The following is a 17,223-nucleotide window of genomic DNA, read 5'->3' on the forward strand; positions in this document are numbered from 1 at the left end:
GGGTTGGCGTACACTTGGCCGCAAGTCTGTGAGGAACCTACATGAGCGCTATAACCATTACCGACGCCGCCCATGACTACCTGGCCGATCTGCTCTCCAAGCAGAACACGCCTGGCATCGGCATTCGCATTTTCATCACCCAGCCGGGCACCCAGTACGCCGAAACCTGCATCGCCTACTGCAAGCCGGGCGAAGAGAAGCCTGACGACACCGCCGTGGGCCTGAAGAGCTTCACCGCTTACCTGGACGCGGTCAGCGTGCCGTTCCTGGAAGACGCACTGGTCGACTATGCCACCGACCGCATGGGTGGCCAGCTGACCATCAAGGCGCCGAATGCCAAGGTGCCGATGGTCAACGAAGACAGCCCGATCAACGAGCGCATCAACTACTACCTGCAGACCGAGATCAACCCCGGCCTGGCCAGCCACGGCGGCCAGGTGAGCCTGGTGGATGTGGTCGACGACGGCATTGCCGTGCTGCAGTTCGGTGGTGGTTGTCAGGGTTGTGGCCAGGCCGACGTGACCCTGAAGGAAGGCATCGAGCGCACCCTGCTCGAGCGTATTCCCGAGCTGAAGGGCGTGCGTGACGTGACTGACCACAGCCAGAAAGAGAACGCCTACTACTGATGTAGAGGCAGGCGCGGTCTGTTGCGTGTGGGAGCGGCCTTGCGTCGCGAAAGGGCCGCGAAGCGGCCCCAGCAATATCAGCTTCGCCGCCAATATCCCGGGGGCTGCTGCGCAGCCCTTTCGCGACGCAAGGCCGCTCCCACAACGACCGCACAATCTGGTCAGGCCTTAGCAACAAAGTGTTACCGTTTCAACCCCTGCGACAACAGGCCGCAGCCCGTATTCAAAGGGCTGCAGCCGATCCTTGCCTTCGTCGGGTAGAACCCCTCGGGGTGTCGTGCCAGAATGCCCCGGTTTTTCGACCGGCCCGTCCCGAGGGCCGGCACCTTCCCTGTAAAGGATGGTTTCATGAATGATCTATATACCCGGCGCGCAGTTGTCGCCGGGATGGGCGTTCTCGGGCTTGGCCTGCTCGCAGGCTGCAGCCCGGCCCGGGGGCTCGAGTTCAAGTACGGCAAGAACATGAGCAACGAAATCCTTGGGCGCAAGTTCAGCCTCAAGGACACCCAAGGCAATGTGCGCACCCTGTCGAGCTTCTACGGCAGCATGCCGATGATCTTCTTCGGCTTCACCCAGTGCCCGGCCGTGTGCCCGACCACCCTGGCGCGCGCCGCGCAAATCCGCAAGCTGCTGCGCGGCCGCGATCGCGACCTGTTCCAGGTGGTGTTGATTACCCTGGACCCGGAGCGCGACACCCCCGAGGTGCTCGATGCCTACGTGAAGGCGTTCGACCCATCGTTCACCGCGCTGACCGGCACCCCCGAGGAAATCGCTGCGGTGGCCAAAGAGTTCAAGGTGTTCTACGAGAAAGTCCCGGCCGGTGATACCTATACCGTCTCTCACTCGTCCACCAGCTACGTCTACGATACGCGTGGCACCCTGCGCCTGAGCCTGGGCCATTCCCTGACCGCCCAGGAATGCGCCGAAGACCTGGTCACCCTGATGGAGATCTGCTGAATGTCGATGCAACCGATCAAGCACGGCCTGGCTGCCCTGGTCCTGATGGGCCTGGCGCTGCCGGCCCTGGCCCAGACCACCGTGAGCGACGCCTGGGTGCGGGCGACCGTGCCGCACCAGCAGTCCACCGGTGCCTTCATGACCCTGACCGCCAGCAGCGACAGCAAGCTGGTGGGCGTGGCTTCGCCTGTGGCCAAGACCGTGCAGGTGCACGAGATGACCATGAACGGCGATGTGATGGGTATGCGTGAGGTCAAGGCGGTCGAGCTGCCGGCCGGCAAGGCCGTAACCCTCGACCCGAACAGCCTGCATGTGATGCTGATGGGCCTGAACAACCAGGTGAAGGAAGGCGAGAAAGTGCCGCTGACCTTGACCATCGAAGATGCCAAGGGGGCCAAGGAAACCCTGGACGTACAGGCCGAAGTGCGTGCGCTCAACGCCGAGGCGGGCGGTGGGCATGATCACATGCACATGAAGCACTGATCAGGCTGAACCCTTTGGGGGCGCTTTGCGCCCCCGGCTCAATCAGCTGCGAAACTTGGGCAGCGGCCTGTCGAGGGTCAGCGAGGTCAAGGTCTTGCGGACCTGGGCCTCATCGGCCTCCAGGGCCTTGAGACTTGCGCGGATCTTGCCGGCGGCGGGCACGTCGCCCTGCCGGTCGATCCAGTCGGCTATCTCCTTGCAGGCACTGCTCAGGCAGGCCTGGCGCTGGTTCATCAGCGACAGGAGGGTGGTGAGCTCTCTTTCGGACATGGCAGGATCCTCCATTCAGCCTTGTCAGTGTAGCAGTGGCTGGCCGGCCTGCCTGAGGCCGGCTGTCGCAGCTCAGCCCTGCAGGCAGGCGCTGCGATAAGCCCCTGGCGTTACCCCGTAGGCCTGCTTGAACTGCCGGCTCAAATGGCTCTGGTCGGCAAAGCCCAGGTCGAACGCCACTTCCGAGGCAGCCCAGCCACGCTTGAGCATTTCCCGCGCACGGGCCAGGCGCCGCTGCTTCAACCAGGCATGTGGCGGCAGGCCGGTGGCCTGGCGGAACACCCGGGCGAAATGGAATGGTGACAGGTTGACCGCCGCCGCCAGGGCCTCGAGCGAGGGCGGGTCGGCCAGTTGGCTTTCCAGCAGCTCACGGGCGCGGGCCACAGCCAGCGGTTCGTGGCCAGGGGCGGCTGGTTCGGCGCATTGCCCGTGCCGTTGCACCAGGGCCAGCACCGCCTGGCGCCAGGCGGTCTGCTGCTGCAGGGCGCTGGCGCCGGCTTCGGACAGCTGGTGCAACTGGCTGAAGGCAAGCGCCAGGGCCGGGTCGTGGATCACGCTGTCCTTGAAGCTGGGCATGCCGTGGCGGCCCAGTTCCAGTTCGTCGAGCACCCCGGTTACCCGTTCATGTTCCGGGTAGAACCCTCGGTAGCGCCAGCCCGCTTCGTGGGCGGTGGCCCCGGTGTGCAGTTCGTCGGGGTTGATCAGCACCATGCTGCCGACCGGCGCCAGGTGCTCGCTGCCGCGATGCCAGAAGCGCTGGGCGCCCGACTCGATCACGGTGAACACATAGCCTTCATGCACATGCGGGGCGAAACGCTGCTGGAAATAGCGCGCGTGCAGCATCTCGACGTCGCCCAGTGCCGGCGCCTGCCAGAGGTGTGTCTGCTCGCGCACGGGCGTGCTCATGCCAGCCAGCTGCGCAGGAGGAAGAAGATCAACATGCTCACCAGCATGCTCAGCAACACGCTGCGGGTCAACAGCACCAGGGCGATGGCCACCAGCGAACCCAGCAGGTAAGGGTTGAGCAGGCTCAGGTTCAACTGGTGCTCGGGCATGAAGATGATCGGGCCGCAGATTGCGGTGAGCATGCCCGGCACGGCAAAGCCGAGGAACTGCCGGGCGTTGGAGCTCAGGCGCAAGGGCAGGCGCGGCTCCAGGAACGCATAGCGGTTGAGGAACACGATGGCGCCCATGGCAAGAATCAGGACCCAGGTCATGCGCGGGCTCCGGTGAATTTCTGGCAGACGAAACCGGCGCTCATGCCCAGCAGGCCTGCGGCCACCAGGGCGGTTTCCCAGTGCCAGTAGCTGAACAGCACCGAACAGAACAGCGACACCGCCACGCACACCAGCGTGGCCAGGTTGCGCACCAGCGGCGCGATCAGGGCGACGAAGGTGGCGACAATGGAAAAGTCCAGGCCGAGCTGGTCCAGGTGCGGAATGTTCTGCCCCAGCAGGATGCCGGCCAGGGTGAACAGGTTCCAGGCGACGTAGAAGGTCAGGCCCACGCCCAGGGCGTACCAGCGGTTGAACTGCTGCTGGTCGTACTGGCTGGTCAGGGCGAAGAACTCGTCAGTGAGCAGGAAGCCCAGGCCCAGCCGCCAGCGCAGCGGCTGGCTGGACAGCACCGGGCGCATCGTCAGGCCATACAGCAGGTGCTGCGAGGTCAGCAGCAGGGTGGTCAGCAGGATCGACGCCAGGTTGGCGCCGCCCTTGAGCATGCCGATCGCCACCAGTTGCGCGGCACCGGCGAAGACGATGGCCGACAGCCCTTGCCCCTCCCAGGCGCTGAGGTTGGCCTCGATGGCCATGGAACCGGCCAGCAGGCCCCAGGGGGCGACGGCCAGGGACAACGGTAGAATGGCGATGGCGCCGTGGAGAAAGGCTTGGCGGGCGATGTGGGGCATGGTGGCTGCAGTGCGTGTACGTGGCAGGCCAGCATGCCAGACGGGGCGGGGGATGGCTTGAACGATCTTGCTGGTCTCCACCTTGTGGGGGCAACTGTCTTGCTCAAAATTTCAAGGCTGTGGGAGCGGGCATGCCCGCGAACACCGGCGCAGCCGGTGCCATGCACCGCGTTGGATGCTTCGCGGGCACGCCCGCTCCCACACAGGCCGCGTCGCGCTTGCGAATTGAGTTCTCTACGCGCCAGCGCAGCCCAAAGGCTGGGCCATCTCCCACAAAGGATCGCGACTGCTGATGGTCAGGGACGGCTGGTCAGGTGCTGCTGCGCTGTCACGCAGCCGTTGGTATCCACAGCCTTCTGCAGCAGGCTCTGGCGATGCTGCGGGTCGAGGTCGCCGAGCAGGCGGTATACCTCGGCCTGGTAGTCACGCTGGCGCCCCCACTGCATTTCCAGGCCTTGTGGCCGGTTGCGGTTGCAGGCCAGGCGCGTGGCCGGTTGCGGGTAGTAGGGCGCATACACGGTGGCCATGTTGGGGATGGCCTCCAGCGCAGTACGGTACTCGCTGCTGACGTTATAGGACGGGCACCAGGTGGCGATGGCCGGCGCCGGTGCGGCAAAGCCCTGTCTGAGGCTGGCTTCGAGCAGCGGGCAGGCGGCATCCGGGATTTGCGCGGCGGGCAGGTAGGTCATGTAGTACAGCGCCAGGCGGTACTGTGCGACCGGGTGGCCCAGCTCCACGGACTTTTTCAGCAAGGCGACGGCTGTCGGCAGGGTGTGGGCCATGGCCTGGCCCTGGCGGCTGAGCTCCGGGTCGCCGCCGATGGCCGTGCGCAGCGTGCTGGCGCCGTCGTCCTGGCTGTCGGCCTGCTCCAGCAGGGGCAAGGCCTGGCGGTAGAGCAGGTCGGCATGAGGGTCGATGCGCACTTCCAGCGCGTGCGCGGCCAGCGGCATCAGGGCGATCAGCAGTGGGGGCAAGCGAAGCATGCGGCTCACAGGCAAGCCCCATGGGGTGCCAGGTACTGATGGATGGCTTCGATGTTCATGGCGGTCAAGCGTGCGCCTCGGGCAGATCGGAACGACGGCCTATTCTAGCCACCCAAGGGGCCTGGCCGGAAGACCACCTGGCAACTGTCAGACGAGCTTGATCGGCGTGACCTTGCGCTGGGCATGTTTTTCCTGGGCCAGGCCAAGCTTGGCGGTAATGACCTTGGCCAGGGCATTGTTGCCCAGGTCGTTCAGGTGCAGGCGGTCGATGAACAGGTCGGCGCCGAACACCGGCGAGCTGCTGAGCATGCAGTTCATGTCATAGCAGGGCACCGGGTCGGCCTGGCTCTTGATGCGACGGAAGAAGGCCGAGTGCAACTGGCTGTCGAACGCGCCGTCCAGCAGCCGGTCGAAATTCGCCGGTCGCCGCTGCAGCGCGTCCAGCATGGCCTGCTCGCCAGCGGGCAGGCTATCCCGGCACCAGGGTAGCAACGGCTGCAGGATGAAGGTCAGGGTGGAATGGCTGTCTGCCAGCAGCCGGTCCCATTGGCGCAAGGTCCGGCCAATGCTGTCGGCGGCACGGGCCAGGCGCTTTTCCGGGGGTGACAGCGGCCAGGTGGCAGGTGTTGCGACCGAGGGCGTGGCCAACGCCTGGCCGATGCGCCGCCACAGCGATTGCCGGCGGGGCGCCGCCGTGGGCTGCACGCCTTCGCTGAAACTGTTGAGAAAATCCTGGTAGGCCTTGGCGTGCCGCGGGTCGCTCAGGCTGGCGAGGACTTCGCAGAGGGCTTCGTGGGCCAGGGTGTTGAGGCCGCTGAGCACCACCACATGGCCGAGCTGGCCAAGGCGGTGCTGGTGGGTCAGGAACATCAGCAGCTCCTGGCTGGCATTGAGCCCGCAGCCAGCCAGGCTCAGCCAGACTTCGCCAGTCAGCATTGACAGGTGCGAGGCCACCGTGTGTTCGTCGGAGCTGGCACCGATGCCCAGGGCGGTGGAGCCGCCGACCAGCAGGTTGATGCGTGACGCACCACCGCGCTCGGCTGCCGAAAAGCGCTTGCCGGCGCAATGGCTGTAGCGCAGGCCCAGTGCATCGGTGTTGATGGTGCCGGAGCGGTAGCCGGTTTCGTGCACATGCACGGTGTGCGGGGCACGCCGGCTGCCCAGCAGCAGAAAGCGCTGGTAGTCCTGTTGCAACGGCGAAGGCGACGGGGTCGTGTCAGTCGCGGTCATGGGGTCTCCTTCTGTTGCAGCGGGCACCTTGCATCACGTTCAGGCCGCCAGCTCCTTGACGTTGTACAGCAGGCCGCCGGCGGCGATCAGCAGCAGGGCGACCCCCGAGGCCAGGCTGATCATGCGGTTGCTGCGCTGCGAGGCGATCTTGCCGATGGCGAAGATGTACAGGCTGAGCACGGCAAAATCGATGGCTACCCACAGCATCGACAGCACCACCATGCTCTTGCCGAACGACTCGGTGATCTGGATGAACTGCGGGAAGAAGGCGATGAAGAAGATGATGTCCTTCGGGTTGGAAATGCCCACCATGAAACCTTGCAGCAGCCCGCCGCGGCCAGGCTTGGCTAGCTCGCTCGGTGCCTCGGCTGCCGGCGCCTGCAGGGCGTCCCGCAGCGTGCCGACGGCAATGTAGCCGATGAACAGGCAACCCAGCAGGCTCATGGCGCTGAGCCAGGCCTTGTCGATGGCGGCGCTGGTGAGGATGATCCAGGCCGCCGCGCCGATCAGCACCAGTGATGCCCAGTTGGTGCCCACAGCCGTGAACATGGCCTTGCGTGAGCCGGAGGCGGCCGCGGTGTTGACGATCAGTGCCACAACCGGGCCGGGGGTGGCGATCAGTAGCAGGACAGTTAGGGCGTAGGTAGCGGTGAGTGCGGTATTCACGGTCAGGTCTCGATCAGTATGTCGGGTGTTGCCGGCTGTACGGCATGGGCGTGGAACGGGCAGCGGGACGGGTTGAGCGACCCTGCCTCCTGCAGTTGGTACTGCTTCCACTCGTAGTTGTCGGCATCGCCGAAGAAGCCAAGGGTGTCGGGCATGACGCCGTCGTTGTAGTGGTGCACGCGCTCGCGGATGCGTTCGCGGATACGATGGCCGCTTTCGGTGTTGACGTTGGCCACTTCGTCGAAATTCGCCCGCGGGTTGATGACGAAGGTGATGTGTGGCCCCAGGTTGCGGCTTTTCATCTGCTGGTGGCCGGGGAAGTTCATGTTGATGAACAGCGGCATGCCGGCAAAGCAGAACGACCAGGCGTTGTCGTCGGGGTCGGTCGGGATGCCCTGCGGCCAGGGATGCGGGTCGCGCGCGTGCACGCCACGCAACACCTTCCAGGCCAGTGCCTGTTGCTCGGCCAGGGTGTAGTCGGCGGCAGTTTCGAGAAACACCACCAGTGGGCTGCCGATACGCTGCTTGGGTGGGATAGGTGTGACGGTGCGCACGTAGTCGGCCAGGCCCATGGCGATGTCATCGGCCAGCTGCCCGGCGCGGGCGAAGAGGATGTGGCAGGTTGCGCCGTTTACCGCCTTGCGGCCGAACAGGCAGGGGAACTCGGGGTTGGCGAGGACACTGCGAAAATGTTCTACGGCTTTGTAGGTCCAATGTCGCGCGTTGCGCACATGGTCAGCGGCCAGCTCTAGCGCATCCAGGCGATAGCAAGTTCCATAACCCGTCGACATGATTTCCCCAGGCGTAAATTTGATGAACGTTCAAGTCACATGCAGGCAGGATCTTGGTTATGTTTATTATTTACCTGCATTTTCCGAGACGTCCTTGGCGTTGTAAAACGCGTGGAACTATGACCTACTATTAGTCTTACTCATGCTCGGGGCGTCGCCATGTCGGAACGGATTCAGGCTTTGCACGCGTTGCGTGCCTTCGAGGTAGCCTCTCGCTATGGCTCATTTACCCGTGCTGCGGAAGAGCTGGCCCTGACCCAGGGCGCCGTCAGCCACCACATCAAGACCCTCGAAGCCATGTTCGGCTGCGACCTGTTCGAACGCCGCGGGCCGAAGCTGGCCCTGACCGAGCACGGCCGCCTGCTGGCGCAGGAACTCAAGGTTGGCTTCAAGATCATCGAAAATGCCTGCGCCCTGCTGCGTCAGGACCGCTACGGCCTGCGTCTGAAGGCACCGTCCACGCTCACCGTGCGCTGGCTGCTGCGGGCGCTGGATGCGTTCAAGAAGACCGAGGACAACTGCAGCGTGCAGCTGTCCAGCGTGTGGATGGACATCGACAGCGTGGACTTCTATTCCGAGCCCTACGACTGTGCGATCCTCCTGGCCAACGGGCGTTTTCCCGCCGATATCGAGAGTTTCAAGCTGTTCGATGAATGGCTGATCCCGGTGTGCCACCCGGACTACATGGCCCAGGCACAACCGGACCTTGCCGACCTGGCCCAGTGCGAATTCCTGCACCCGTCCCCTGACCGACGAGACTGGCGGCGCTGGCTGGCTCGCATGGATGCGCTGGACATCAGCATCGATCACGGGCAAGTGTTCGATACCCTCGACCAGGGCATCTCGGCCGCACAGCAAGGCCTGGGTATTTCGGTGGTCGACCTGGTGCTGGCCAGCGCCGACCTGTTGGCCGGGCGCCTGGTCACGCCGTTCAAGCACGCGGTGGCCACCGGCGACGGCTATTACATGACCTGGCTCAAGGCCAGCCCCAAGGCGCGGCAGATGCACAAGCTGCGCGAGTTCCTGCTTGGCCAGGTGCCACCGCTGGCCTGCAAGGACATCAATTACCTGTACGGTTGAATATGCGTTCGAGCAAACGCCCGGCGGTGGAGCGCCTTAGGGAATTGCAAGTAACTGATTGATTTAGCAGGGTCTCTGTGGGAGCGGGCGTGCCCGCGAACACCGGCGCAGCCGGTGCCATCCATCGAGTCGGATTCTTCGCGGGCATGCCCGCTCCCACAGTGGCCGCGTCGCGTTTGCCAATTGGTGTTACCTGCGCGCCAGCGCACCCAAAAGGCTGGACGTTCTCTCATATAACTGCACATAACTGATTGATTTAGCAGGGTCTCTGTGGGAGCGGGCGTGCCCGCGAACACCGGCGCAGCCGGTGCCATCCATCGAGTCGCATTCTTCGCGGGCATGCCCGCTCCCACAGGGGCCGCATCGCGTTTGCCAATTGGTGTTACCTGCGCGCCAGCGCACCCCCATGGGTTGGACGTTCTCCTACAAAAATGCGCTGCGACGGTGCGTCAGCGGTAGAATCGCCGCAATCAGCACAACAAACGATTCAGAGGTCGACGCGGTGGAGTTGCAGCAGGGCTTTGTCCTGACCCGACATTGGCATGACACGCCCGAAGGCACCTGCGTGGAATTCTGGCTGGCCACCGACCAGGGGCCACGGCAGCTGCGCCTGGCGCCACAGGTATCGGTGGCATTCATCCCCCAGGCGCAGGAAGCACACGCGCGGGTGCTGCTGGCCAACGAAGCCGGTGTCGAGTTGCGGCCGCTGCAGCTGAAGGACTTTGACCAGCGCCCGGTGCTGGGCCTGTACTGCCGCCAGCACCGGCAACTGATGCAGCTGGAGCAACGCCTGCGCACGGCCGGTATCGAGGTGTTTGAAGCCGATATTCGCCCGCCCGAGCGCTACCTGATGGAGCGCTTCATCACCGCCCCGGTGCAGTTCACCGGCCAACCGGATGCCCAAGGCGTGCTCTGCGATGCCCAGCTCAAGCCCCTGCCGGGTTATCGCCCGCCGCTGCGCCTGGTGTCGCTGGACATCGAGACCAGCGAGCGGGGCGAGCTGTACAGCATTGCCCTGGAAGGCTGTGGCCAGCGCCAGGTGTACATGCTCGGGCCGGCCAACGGCACGGCTGATGGCCTGGACTTCGACCTGCACTACTGCGCCGACCGCGCCGACATCCTGGCCTGCCTCAACCAGTGGATGGCCGAGCACGACCCGGATGCAATCATCGGCTGGAACCTGATCCAGTTCGACCTGCGCCTGCTGCACGAGCACGCCAAGCTGCTGCAGGTACCGCTGGCACTGGGGCGCAATGGCGCGCCGATGACCTTGCGCAGCCATGCCGGTGGTGGCCACGTGTTCGCCGATGCCCCGGGGCGGCTGCTGATCGACGGCATCGAGGCGCTGCGCTCGGCGACCTGGAGCTTCCCGTCGTTCAGCCTCGAAAGTGTCGCCCAGACCTTGCTCGGAGAAGGCAAGGCCATCGACACGCCGTACCAGCGCATGGATGAAATCAACCGCCGCTTCGCCGAGGACAAGCCGGCGTTGGCGCGCTACAACCTCAAGGATTGCGAGCTGGTGACGCGCATCTTTGCCCACACCCGCCTGCTCGAATTCCTGCTGGAGCGGTCTTCGGTCACCGGCCTTGCGGTGGACCGCAGCGGTGGTTCGGTGGCCGCGTTCTGCCACTTGTACATCCCGCAGATGCACCGCCTGGGCTTTGTCGCCCCCAACCTCGGCAGCCGCCCCGACGAAGCCAGCCCCGGTGGCTTCGTCATGGATTCGCGCCCGGGCCTGTACGACTCGGTGTTGGTGCTGGACTACAAGAGCCTGTACCCGTCGATCATACGTACCTTCCTGATCGACCCGGTGGGGCTGGTCGAAGGCTTGCGCCTGCCCGACGATGAACACTCGGTGGAAGGCTTCCGCGGGGGGCGTTTTTCCCGTAGCGAGCATTGCCTGCCGGCTATCGTCGAGCGGGTATGGCAGGGCCGGGAAGCAGCCAAGCGCGAGGGCAACGCGCCGCTGTCGCAAGCGCTGAAGATCATCATGAATGCCTTCTACGGGGTGCTGGGCTCGAGCGGCTGCCGCTTCTTCGACCCGCGCCTGGCTTCGTCGATCACCATGCGCGGGCACCAGATCATGCGCCAGACCCGCGCGCTGATCGAAGCCAGGGGCTACGAGGTGATCTACGGCGATACCGACTCCACCTTCGTCTGGCTAAAGGGCGCCCACGGCGAGGAGGCTGCAGCACGTATCGGCCGCGAGCTGGTAGCCCAGGTCAACCAGTGGTGGCGCGAACACCTGCGCGAGCAGATGAACCTGGAAAGCGCGCTGGAGCTGCAGTTCGAGGTGCATTACCGGCGCTTCCTGATGCCCACCATCCGCGGCACGGACGAAGGCAGCAAGAAGCGCTACGCCGGGCTGGTGCAGCGGGCCGATGGCAGCGAGCAGATGGTCTACAAGGGCCTGGAGTCGGTGCGTACCGACTGGTCGCCGCTGGCCCGGGAGTTCCAGCAGGAGCTTTATGGCCGGATATTCCGCGGGGAGCCTTACCAGGCGTATGTGCGCGATTATGTACGGCGCACCCTGGCGGGCGAGCTCAATGAGCTGATGGTGTACCGCAAGCGTTTGCGCCGGCCGCTAGCCGATTACCAGCGCAATGTGCCACCGCACGTGCGTGCGGCCCGGCTGGCCGATGACTACAACCGCCGCCTTGGCCGCCCGTTGCAATACCAGCGCGGCGGCTGGATCAGCTATCTGATCACCCTGGCGGGCCCAGAACCCCTGGAAAACCTGCAAGCGCCGGTGGACTACGAGCATTACCTGACGCGGCAGCTGCAGCCGGTGGCCGATGCCATCCTGCCTTTCGTTGGCGACAGTTTCGAAGGGTTGACCGGCCAGCAGCTGGCGCTGTTCTGAAGAGGTGGTAGCTATCTAGCTAATCGCTTGGCAAGCCTGCGTCTAGTGTCGGGCCTTTTGATCAGCCCGAGGCGCAACAACGTGACTACACCCAGCAAGGAACAACCGCCAACCGCCGATACGCTGGCCATGGAGCAGGCCTATCAGGACAACCTCATCGTCAAGCGACTGCCCAGATGGATTCGCCGGCTGCGTATCGTCTCGCCGACCGAGCAGAACATCCCGGCCAACGGTCTATATGAATCGCAGCATGCTGCATTGCGCGAGGCGTTGAAAGACAGCCTGGACTGTCGACAGTGGCTGGAAAAGGAGCTTGCGCGCATCCAGGGCATCGACCGTTTCGTCAAGCCGCTGCTGCAAAACGCCATGCAGGAAGAATTCGGCACCAGGGAAAATGTCGATGGCCTGTATTTCAGGCGCTGGTACACCTACACCGCTCCCAGCCAGGGCACCGTGTGGGGGCGCTATCCGGTTTTGGAAAAGGACTATTTCGACGTACCGCTGATCGAGGCGGCACTGGACAACTTCACGCCCGGCGAGGGGCGGAACGAACAGCACAAGGACAACTGCATCGTCGACAGCCTGTCGCGACGGCTCGCCTCACCAACCGCACCAGCCTTCGCACGCTTGTGCCGCCAGCTGGATCTGGGCAAGCGCTATCAACAGCACCTGGACAGCGTGCTCAAAGCGCCGAGCAGCCAGGCAAGCGGCTGGCGCAGCATGGCTTCGACACTTGCCCAGCTTTACAGCTCGGTCATGCTGATCGATGCCTGCAAGGCTAAAGGTGATGGAGTCCTGAGTGCTGCCGAACTGGACCTGGTGCTAGAGCTATGCAAGCACGGCAGACCTGGCACGTTGTACGAGTCGAAAGTGGTGGCCCGGCAACTCAAGGCGTTCGGCTGCGATTTGCAACAGATCGTGATACTCGATCTATTTCATGACAAAGTCAGCCGCAAGATCCTTGTCTACATTCCCGATGACCCCCACGGTCCCTGGACCGCAAGCCGCGACCTGGAAAGCTTCACCCGTAAGGTCTTGGGCAAGCGTCTGCGAGACAAGCGCTATCAGGATTTCTTCAAACGCTTCGTACGCCGGCGCGACAGCCAGCAGTTCTTCTCCAGGGTTGCCAAGGATCTGGTGAGCGTCGCCGATTGGGCAACCCGGGAAATGGACCAGCACATACGGGACTACCCGCTACCCTTGTTCGCCCACCTTGCCGACGAGCGCATTGCCCATATCAAGGACGATGCTGCGCTGATTGCCACGCCGGTGTCAGAACTGGATCGCAAGGCCCAGGAAGCCCATCAACAAAGGTTGGTTGCCGAGGGTTGGACACTGGCCACCGTGGCGGGCGTGTTTGTCCCCGCACTCAATGCACTGCTGCTGGCGGTAATGGTCTGGGACCTGCTGGGCGAGTTGTTCCAGGCCGTGGAAGACTGGCGCGAGGGCGATACCAGCGCCGCAATGGAGCATGTGCTCAGCGTGACCAAAGATCTGGCCGTGATCGGTGTAACCGCTGTGGTATGGCGGGAAGCGAGCCGGGCCTGGGCCGCATTGGACCAGTGGGTGCCAGCGCGCCTGGAAGACGGCAGCGAGAAGCTCTGGAATGGAGACCTGGTGCCGTTTCGCAGCGCTGCACTTCCCGCTGGGGAAGTGGCCGATGAAATGGGCATCTACCGTGCGCAGGACAGAAGCTGGATGACCATGGACGGCCACAACTATGAAATCGTCCAGCGCGCAGATGAAGAGTGGCAACTGGCACCACGAGATGGTCATGGGCCTTTGTTGCGTCACAATGACGCCGGTGCCTGGCGGCTATGGACCGAGCAACCGGCCAGCTGGACAGACAAGCACCGGATGTTCCGTCGCCTTGGTGAGCGTTTCGCTCGCCTGGATGATGAACAGATTGACCAGGCCATGGCCGTCCATGCCCTGGATGCAGACCATCTTCGGGCGCTGCATGTGTACGGCCGGCCGCCTGAGGCCGAGCTGGTCGATACCGTAGAGCGCCTGCTGATCGACCGCCGGCTGCAAACCCTGCTGGACGATCTGAAGCTTGGGCGGGTGCCGGAGGACGCGCCGTTGCTGGCGAAGGCCCGCGCCTTGCCTGGCGTCACCGAGCAGGGCGGGCCAGCATTGGCGGCGCAGGTCTCGGCAAAGCGGCGCCAGCTGTTTCAACAGGTGTATGACGGGCAGCAGGAGCCAGACGATGCGGCGGTGGCAACCTTGCGCAAGGCATTCCCGAGCCTGCATCGCCGAGCGGCGCGCGAGCTTGTGGGTGAGCTTTCGGCAGAAGGTGCGGAGTTTCAGGCACTGGTCAGCGGCACGGTGCCGTTTCGGCTGGTCGAAAGGGCCAGGCTGAGCGTACTGCGCATACGTGTTGCGCGTGCCTGCGAGGCGCTGTTCATCGAGACGCCCCAGACCCTGGACCAGGCCAAGGTCGCGCTGACGCTGCTGGAGACTCTGGATGTCAGGGAGGCCAGGCCGCGCTGGCGGCTGTACGATGGTGATAGCCCGCAGCCGATAATGACTACTGCTGGCGACGGGCAGAACTACAGGCTTTTGCATGACAACGGGCAGTTCGAGCTTGAAGATGCGCTAGGCATCGAGCTGCGCGGCCCCGGCGAGCTGTTCGAGACCTTGGCGGCTGCGTTTGCCCCGGCCGATCATGCTGCACTCGGTATCACTGAACCCTACGCCTCGGGTTTGAGAGCAGTGTTGGCCCGGCAAATGCCCGGCCACACCAAAGTACTGGCCCAGGTGTTGGGCAAAAACCCTCGACAGCCATGGATGCTGGCGCCACTGCGCCTGGAGGATGGCAGGGTCGGCTACCCGCTGGGCGGCAGCCAGGGACGCTTTGCCCGGCCTGCGTCCCGACCCCGGGCGTTCGAGGCGCGTCTGCGCGACCTTTACCCAGCGTACAGTGACGAGCAGATCGAAGCCTGGCTGACCAACTTGCATGTTTTGGGACATGATACCGACACCCAGCTCGGTGTGCTCGAAGAGCAGGCCCGCCGTTTGAGCGAGCACCTGAAAAGCTGGGAGCGGCGAGGGTTGCTGGTCGGCGAACGAACCGAGCGCAAGCGGTTTCGCAAAGCACTCATGCAATGCTGGCGGGAACGGGTACCCGGTCTAGTTGCACCTGAAGATGAACGTCCGGCTTTGGTGTGGCATTACGAACCGCGCGACCTGTGCTCATTGCCTGAATTGGGCCCACTCTTCAGCTTCCCGCATATTACCGAACTTTCCCTGCGTAGCCTGTTGCTGAAAGAAGTGCCAGAGCAATTCCTGCTTTCATTCCCCAATCTGACCTCGCTGGAACTGAGTTACAACCAATTGCGACGTCTACCAGAGAGCCTGTCGTTGCTCAATGACCTGCGCATACTCGACTTGTCCAGCAATCGCATCTCACTGGACGAACCCCAGGCTCGAGCGCTTGGGCTCTGCAGCCGGTTACGTTACCTGAACCTTTCGGACAACCGCTTGAACATGACCTTTTCTGTGGCGGGGATGAGCCAGTTGGCCGAACTGCGTCTGCGCAATGCCGGGTTGGTATTGCTGCCAGAGGGCATCACGGATTGTCAGACGTTGTACATGCTCGATGCTTCCCACAATTCCATCTCTCTGTTGCCCCCTAACTTCATCCTGTCCACGTTGTGGCGACACGGTTACGTGGCGCTGTCAGGCAATTCTGTGCTTCTGCAACAGGCTGAAGATGCGCAGGCGGCCTGGAAAATTCCGGAGGATAGTTCAGTTCCTCAAAAGTTTATGTGGATGGACCGCCTGCACCCCCTGGACCCCCTGAACCGCCTGCAAGACGATAGGCGCGAAATTCTGGGTATCCTGTGGAGCAGTATCGAGCAAATGGATGGAGTGACGAACTTCATGCGACTGCTGAAACAGCTCACGCGCTCGCGAGACTTCACCCATCCTCGATATGGGGAATTGCTGGCCTCACGCGTTCTGACCATGATGGAAAAGGTGGACAACTCTCCAGCACTGGCCAATGAAATTTTCCCCTTTGCACTGGTTGAGAACTGCCCCGACAATGCCACGGTTGTCTTCCAGCAGCTTGAAATTCGATACTATGTGTGGGAAGCCGAGCAGGCTGCCCCTTCTGGCAACAAGGAACAAGTCCTGGTGAAACTGGCGCGGCAGTTGTGGAGGCAAAGGGAACTTGACTTCATCGCTTTGCGCGAGGCTGAGGCTGCTGGTTGGGCGAGCGAGTCCATCGAGTGGGTGCTTGCCTACTCGATCCGCTTGCGCGAGAGGCTGGACCTGCTTGACAACGCGCGAAGCATGCTCCACCCCGCGATCCCGCACCTGGATGACGCTTCGGTCATGCGCGCCGCTGAGCAGGTAAGACTTAACGAGCCTGGATCGCTGCCGGTGTGGATGGCCCAGCAACCGTTCTGGAAAAATTATCTCGAGCGACGTTATGTACGCGAACTGGAAGTGCCGCAGCGTTTTTACGACCAGTTGGCGGAAGATGCTGATGCAAAGTCCTCCGAAAGGTTGCAGGCGCAGGTCAATGAGTGGACGGAACAAACCGAACTCCAACTGACCAACGAGGCTCTGCGACGGTGGGTATGACAAGGGCGCATTGGACTATGCTCAATTTACGCGTGATAGACGTATTTTGGGGGCTCGGGACAGGGAATGAGCGCACTTGGTAACCGCCGGTTACTGTTCATTCAAACATGGAGGCCTCGTGCTGGTTTACGCTCGCCCGTCGGATCTTTCGCCCTGATCTGTAGTCTTCTGGTTTATCGAGAGAATAAGGAGATACGCATGCTCGTCCGGTCACTGACCCTCGCCACCTTGCTCGCGCTCGTCGGCCCTGTGTTTGCTGCCGACAGTGACGCGCCGCTGGCCAAGGAACTGGGCAAGGCCAGGCCCTTGGTCGTCATTGCGCCCAGCAGCGCCGACCCGACCTTGCGTGGGTTGAACGAGGCCCTCAAGGACCCGGCCACCCAGGCCGCCTTCAAAGAGCGCAACCTGGTGGTGTACAGCGTTGCCAACATGATGGGCAAGCGTGAGGACAAGAACCTCGAGCAGCAGACCACCATGGCCCTGATCCGCGAGTTGAAGCTGGGTGCCAGCAAAGGCACCAAGGTGATCCTGGTGGGCAAGGACGGTGAGCGGCACATGCTCAAGGACGACGAAGAGGGAGGGGCTATCGACCCGCAGGTGATCCTCAAGGCGGTCGATGATCTGCCCGCCAGCGAAAAAGCCGTGTCGGCGCCGGAGCCTGTGGCAGCGGCGGCACCGGAACCCAAGGCCAAGGACAGCAAGCCCGCCAAGCCCGCCAAACCTGCCGCGCCGCCCAAGCCGCTGGAAGACTGACCCTGCACGACGGCCCCGAGGC

The 17,223-nt window shown here is 63.5% G+C and carries 15 protein-coding genes; 7 read left to right on the forward strand and 8 right to left on the reverse strand.

Annotated elements, in window-relative coordinates:
• Window positions 1-41 precede the first annotated feature (41 nt).
• From nfuA to B2790_RS06395, 3 genes are all read left to right on the forward strand, one after another.
• Window positions 42-626, forward strand: a complete 585-nt coding sequence (gene nfuA, locus B2790_RS06385; RefSeq protein WP_003250416.1) for a Fe-S biogenesis protein NfuA — start codon at window positions 42-44, stop codon at window positions 624-626.
• A gap of 348 nt (window positions 627-974) precedes the next feature.
• Window positions 975-1,583: an SCO family protein gene (locus tag B2790_RS06390; protein ID WP_024086651.1), complete on the forward strand. Its 609-nt coding sequence runs from the start codon at window positions 975-977 to the stop codon at window positions 1,581-1,583.
• A complete protein-coding gene (locus B2790_RS06395; protein ID WP_013971950.1) occupies window positions 1,584-2,066 on the forward strand; it encodes a copper chaperone PCu(A)C in 483 nt (160 codons plus the stop codon). It begins immediately after the preceding gene.
• A gap of 42 nt (window positions 2,067-2,108) precedes the next feature.
• On the opposite strand, the gene B2790_RS06400 is transcribed toward B2790_RS06395, so the two are convergent.
• From B2790_RS06400 to B2790_RS06435, 8 genes are all read right to left on the reverse strand, one after another.
• Window positions 2,109-2,336: a hypothetical protein gene (locus B2790_RS06400; protein ID WP_003260451.1), complete on the reverse strand. Its 228-nt coding sequence runs from the start codon at window positions 2,334-2,336 to the stop codon at window positions 2,109-2,111.
• A 72-nt stretch (window positions 2,337-2,408) separates the two neighbouring features.
• Window positions 2,409-3,242 (reverse strand): AraC family transcriptional regulator, encoded by an 834-nt coding sequence (locus B2790_RS06405; RefSeq protein ID WP_075044642.1) that lies wholly within the window; start codon window positions 3,240-3,242, stop codon window positions 2,409-2,411.
• The gene (locus B2790_RS06410; RefSeq protein WP_046615691.1) at window positions 3,239-3,553 is read right to left on the reverse strand and encodes an AzlD domain-containing protein; all 315 of its coding nucleotides are present in this window, start codon (window positions 3,551-3,553) and stop codon (window positions 3,239-3,241) included. Before B2790_RS06410 ends, B2790_RS06405 begins: the two co-directional genes overlap by 4 nt.
• The gene (locus B2790_RS06415; protein ID WP_025338488.1) at window positions 3,550-4,242 is read right to left on the reverse strand and encodes an AzlC family ABC transporter permease; all 693 of its coding nucleotides are present in this window, start codon (window positions 4,240-4,242) and stop codon (window positions 3,550-3,552) included. The genes B2790_RS06410 and B2790_RS06415 overlap by 4 nt, the downstream gene beginning before the upstream one ends.
• Window positions 4,243-4,538: 296 nt before the next feature.
• Window positions 4,539-5,234: a sel1 repeat family protein gene (locus B2790_RS06420; protein WP_286101417.1), complete on the reverse strand. Its 696-nt coding sequence runs from the start codon at window positions 5,232-5,234 to the stop codon at window positions 4,539-4,541.
• Window positions 5,235-5,372: 138 nt separating this feature from the next.
• On the reverse strand, window positions 5,373-6,455 hold the full coding sequence (locus B2790_RS06425) for a hypothetical protein (RefSeq protein ID WP_137163497.1): 1,083 nt from the start codon (window positions 6,453-6,455) through the stop codon (window positions 5,373-5,375).
• A gap of 39 nt (window positions 6,456-6,494) precedes the next feature.
• Window positions 6,495-7,121: a LysE family translocator gene (locus B2790_RS06430; protein ID WP_137163498.1), complete on the reverse strand. Its 627-nt coding sequence runs from the start codon at window positions 7,119-7,121 to the stop codon at window positions 6,495-6,497.
• A gap of 2 nt (window positions 7,122-7,123) precedes the next feature.
• The gene (locus B2790_RS06435; RefSeq protein ID WP_025338492.1) at window positions 7,124-7,912 is read right to left on the reverse strand and encodes a YqcI/YcgG family protein; all 789 of its coding nucleotides are present in this window, start codon (window positions 7,910-7,912) and stop codon (window positions 7,124-7,126) included.
• Window positions 7,913-8,071: 159 nt separating this feature from the next.
• Between B2790_RS06435 and B2790_RS06440 the strand changes: the two genes are divergently transcribed.
• From B2790_RS06440 to B2790_RS06455, 4 genes are all read left to right on the forward strand, one after another.
• Entirely contained in the window at window positions 8,072-8,992 is a 921-nt protein-coding gene (locus tag B2790_RS06440) for a LysR substrate-binding domain-containing protein (protein ID WP_024086656.1), read from the forward strand.
• 502 nt (window positions 8,993-9,494) lie between these two features.
• Window positions 9,495-11,855: a DNA polymerase II gene (locus B2790_RS06445; RefSeq protein WP_286918479.1), complete on the forward strand. Its 2,361-nt coding sequence runs from the start codon at window positions 9,495-9,497 to the stop codon at window positions 11,853-11,855.
• Window positions 11,856-11,936: 81 nt separating this feature from the next.
• Window positions 11,937-16,448 carry an NEL-type E3 ubiquitin ligase domain-containing protein gene (locus B2790_RS06450; protein ID WP_286918480.1) on the forward strand — a complete coding sequence of 1,504 codons (4,512 nt, stop codon included), beginning with the start codon at window positions 11,937-11,939 and terminating at the stop codon, window positions 16,446-16,448.
• A gap of 198 nt (window positions 16,449-16,646) precedes the next feature.
• Window positions 16,647-17,201: a DUF4174 domain-containing protein gene (locus tag B2790_RS06455; RefSeq protein ID WP_047932611.1), complete on the forward strand. Its 555-nt coding sequence runs from the start codon at window positions 16,647-16,649 to the stop codon at window positions 17,199-17,201.
• Window positions 17,202-17,223: the final 22 nt, after the last annotated feature.

Source organism: Pseudomonas sp. UBA6753 (genome assembly GCF_002453565.1).
In the GTDB taxonomy this organism is placed as follows: domain Bacteria; phylum Pseudomonadota; class Gammaproteobacteria; order Pseudomonadales; family Pseudomonadaceae; genus Aquipseudomonas; species Aquipseudomonas putida_Z.

Coding starts and splice junctions, on each gene's coding strand:
- nfuA (WP_003250416.1), top strand. CDS start 42: ATGAGCGCTATAACCATTACCGACGCCGCCCATGACTACCTGGCCGAT.
- B2790_RS06390 (WP_024086651.1), top strand. CDS start 975: ATGAATGATCTATATACCCGGCGCGCAGTTGTCGCCGGGATGGGCGTT.
- B2790_RS06395 (WP_013971950.1), top strand. CDS start 1,584: ATGTCGATGCAACCGATCAAGCACGGCCTGGCTGCCCTGGTCCTGATG.
- B2790_RS06400 (WP_003260451.1), bottom strand. CDS start 2,336: ATGTCCGAAAGAGAGCTCACCACCCTCCTGTCGCTGATGAACCAGCGC.
- B2790_RS06405 (WP_075044642.1), bottom strand. CDS start 3,242: ATGAGCACGCCCGTGCGCGAGCAGACACACCTCTGGCAGGCGCCGGCA.
- B2790_RS06410 (WP_046615691.1), bottom strand. CDS start 3,553: ATGACCTGGGTCCTGATTCTTGCCATGGGCGCCATCGTGTTCCTCAAC.
- B2790_RS06415 (WP_025338488.1), bottom strand. CDS start 4,242: ATGCCCCACATCGCCCGCCAAGCCTTTCTCCACGGCGCCATCGCCATT.
- B2790_RS06425 (WP_137163497.1), bottom strand. CDS start 6,455: ATGACCGCGACTGACACGACCCCGTCGCCTTCGCCGTTGCAACAGGAC.
- B2790_RS06435 (WP_025338492.1), bottom strand. CDS start 7,912: ATGTCGACGGGTTATGGAACTTGCTATCGCCTGGATGCGCTAGAGCTG.
- B2790_RS06440 (WP_024086656.1), top strand. CDS start 8,072: ATGTCGGAACGGATTCAGGCTTTGCACGCGTTGCGTGCCTTCGAGGTA.
- B2790_RS06455 (WP_047932611.1), top strand. CDS start 16,647: ATGCTCGTCCGGTCACTGACCCTCGCCACCTTGCTCGCGCTCGTCGGC.